This is a genomic window from Streptomyces sp. 7-21 (assembly GCF_016741785.1).
In the GTDB taxonomy this organism is placed as follows: Bacteria; Actinomycetota; Actinomycetes; order Streptomycetales; family Streptomycetaceae; genus Streptomyces.
The window spans coordinates 1-2,798 of record NZ_JAERRL010000027.1 but is presented as its reverse complement, the minus strand read 5'-3'; the positions used below and the strand labels follow the sequence as shown (position 1 = coordinate 2,798).

Annotated in this window: 2 protein-coding genes; both read left to right on the top strand. The window is 74.1% G+C overall.

From position 1 onward, the window contains the following. A partial coding sequence (locus JK356_RS21375; protein ID WP_201870336.1) for a hypothetical protein occupies positions 1 to 394 on the top strand: 394 nt, incomplete at its 5' end. Then, positions 391 to 2,798, top strand: a 2,408-nt coding sequence (locus JK356_RS21370) for a condensation domain-containing protein (RefSeq protein ID WP_201870335.1), incomplete at its 3' end; no start/stop codon positions are given. The genes JK356_RS21375 and JK356_RS21370, both read left to right, overlap by 4 nt.

The following is a 2,798-nucleotide window of genomic DNA, read 5'->3' as shown; positions in this document are numbered from 1 at the left end:
CTTCAACTACCTCGGCCGGTTCCGGACAGGCACCGCGGCCGGCGGTCCGGTCGAGCCCTGGGCCTGGAGCGGCGACCCGCCCATCGGCTACCGCTTCGACCCGGACCTGCCCGCGCCCCACGCACTCGCGGCCGGCGCCGTCGTGCGCGACACGCCCGACGGCCCCGAACTGCACCTGACCCTCACCTGGCCCGGGGGCCTGCTCGACGAGGACGACGTGCGGCGGCTGGGCGACGCCTGGGCGCGGATGCTCACCGGCATCGCCACCCACACCGCCGATCCCGCCGCGGGCGGGCACACCCCCTCCGACTTCCCCCTCGTCGCCCTCGACCAGGACGAAGTCGAAGAGTTCGAAGACATCGCCACGCGGCTCGAAGGAGGGCTGTCACTGTGAAGAGTCCGACCGCTGCCAAGGGCTCCGCGCTCGCCGAGGTGTGGCCGCTCTCCCCGTTGCAGGCAGGCATCCTCTTCCACTCCGGCTTCGGCGGCGAGGGCCCCGACCTCTACACGATCCAGCGCACCCTCGACGTACCGGGGCCCGTGGACCCGGACCGGCTGCGCCGCTCCTGGCAGGCGCTGCTGCGGCGCCACGCCGTGCTGCGCGCCAGCTTCCACCGCCGCAAGTCCGGCGAGGCGGTGCAGGTGATCGCGCGGGACGTCGAACTGCCCTGGCGCGAGGCCGACCTGACCCGCCTGCCCGAGAACGAGGCGCGCGCAGCGGCCGCACGCCTTGCCGCCGAGGAGTACCAGCGGCGCTTCGACCTGGCGGTGCCGCCACTGCTGCGGCTCCTGCTCATCACGCTGCCGGGAAACCACTGCCACCTGGTCTTCACCAGCCACCACGTCCTGATGGACGGCTGGTCCATGCCCGTGCTCCTGAAGGAGGCAGCCGACGTTTACGAGGCCGGCGCCGACCTCAGTGCCCTTCCTCCCGTGCGGTCGTACCGGGACTACCTGGCCTGGCTGGCGCGGCAGGACCGGGCGGCGGCCGAGGAGGCCTGGCGCCGGGAACTCGCGGGGGCCGACGAACCCACCCTCGTCGCCCCGGCCGGCGCCAGCCGGCGGTCCGTGCTGCCCGACGCCGTCCCGGTCGACCTCTCCGCTGCGTTCACGGCGAAGCTGACATCCTTCGCCCGGGCACACGGACTGACCGTGAACACCGTGGTCCAGGGGGTCTGGGCGATGGTGGTGGCACGGCTGTCGGGGCGCAACGACGTGGTGTTCGGCACGACGGTGGCGGGACGCCCGCCGGAACTCCCGGGCATCGATGAGGTCATCGGCCTGTTCATCAACACGGTGCCGGTGCGGGTGCCGCTGCGCGGCGAGCAGCCCGTGACCGAACTCCTCAGCGCGCTGCAGGAGCGGCAGGCTGCCCTCCTCGCCCACCAGCACCTCAGCCTGTCCGACATCCAGAAAGCGGCCGGGGAAGGCGCCGAATTCGACTCGCTCGCGGTCTACGAGAACTACCCCAGGCCGCCCGCCCGCCCCGCCGGACCGCACCGGCTCACCCTGACCACGGCCGCGACCCGCCAGGCGACGCACTACCCGCTCATGCTCGCCGCCATCCCGGGAGACCGGCTGCACCTGCACGTGACGTACCGGCCCGACGTCTTCCAGCGGGAATTCGCCGGCCAGGTGCTCGACTGGGTCGTGCGGGCGCTGGAGCAGATCGTGGCCGACCCCGGTCTTCTCACCGGGCGGGTGGCCATGGGCGACGGCGGGGTGACAGCCAGGCGCTGGCCGGAACCTTCCCCCGCGCCCGTCGACCTGGGGCCCGTGGTCGGCCGGCTGGCGGAACGGGACCCAGCGGGCCTGGCGCTGGTCGAGGATGACTCCGGCCGGGAGTGGTCCTGGGGCGAGCTGTGGCGGCGGGCCGGCCAGTGGGCCGAGGCCCTGGCCAGTGCCGGGGCGGGCCGGGGCGACCGGGTGGCCGCGGTGATGGGCCGCCGCGCCGACGTCATGGCGCTGTGGCTGGGGGTATGGCGGCTCGGCGCGGTGTGGGTGCCGCTGAACGCGTCCTGGCCCGCCGAACGCGTGGGGTACGTCCTCGGTGATGTCGGCGCACGCGTCGTCGTATGCGAGCGCGAAGCCGCGCCGCTGATCCCCCAGACGCTCGATGCCCACGTCATCGTGGCCGAGGACACCGCGCTGCCCGAGCCCGGCCCCCGGTCCGGCCCCGTCGCCCTCCGCGGGGATGAACTCGCGTACGTGCTGTACACCTCCGGCTCGACCGGCACCCCCAAGGGCGTCGCCGTCCCCCACGACGGCCTCGGCGTGCTCATCGCGGACGGCAGCTGGCGCGAGGGCTCCCAGGCGGTGCCGATGCACGTGCCCCACACCTTCGACGCCACTCTCTTCGAGACCCTCATACCGCTCGTGCAGGGCGGACACGTCATCGTCGCCTCCCGGGGCACCGTCGGCCACGACGACGTGCGGCGGTGGGTCACCGAACGCGGGGCGACCGGCATCCACGCCCCGGCGGGACTGTTCCAGGTCTGGGCGGAGGAGGCGCCGGAGAGCTTCGCGGGAGCGCGGGAGGTGGTGACCGGAGGTGACGTGGTGCCGCTGGGGGCGGTCGAGCGGCTGCGTGCGGCCAACCCCCAGCTGAGGGTGCGGCACCTGTACGGGCCGACGGAGGCCACCCTGGCCGCGACCTGGCTGCTCGTCGAGCCGGGGAAGGACCTGGGCGGTGAGCTGACCCTCGGACGCCCGATCGCCGGGCGGCGGACGTTCGTGCTCGACGCGTTCCTGCGTCCGGTGCCGCCTGGCGTCGTCGGCGAACTGTACCTTTCCGGCCG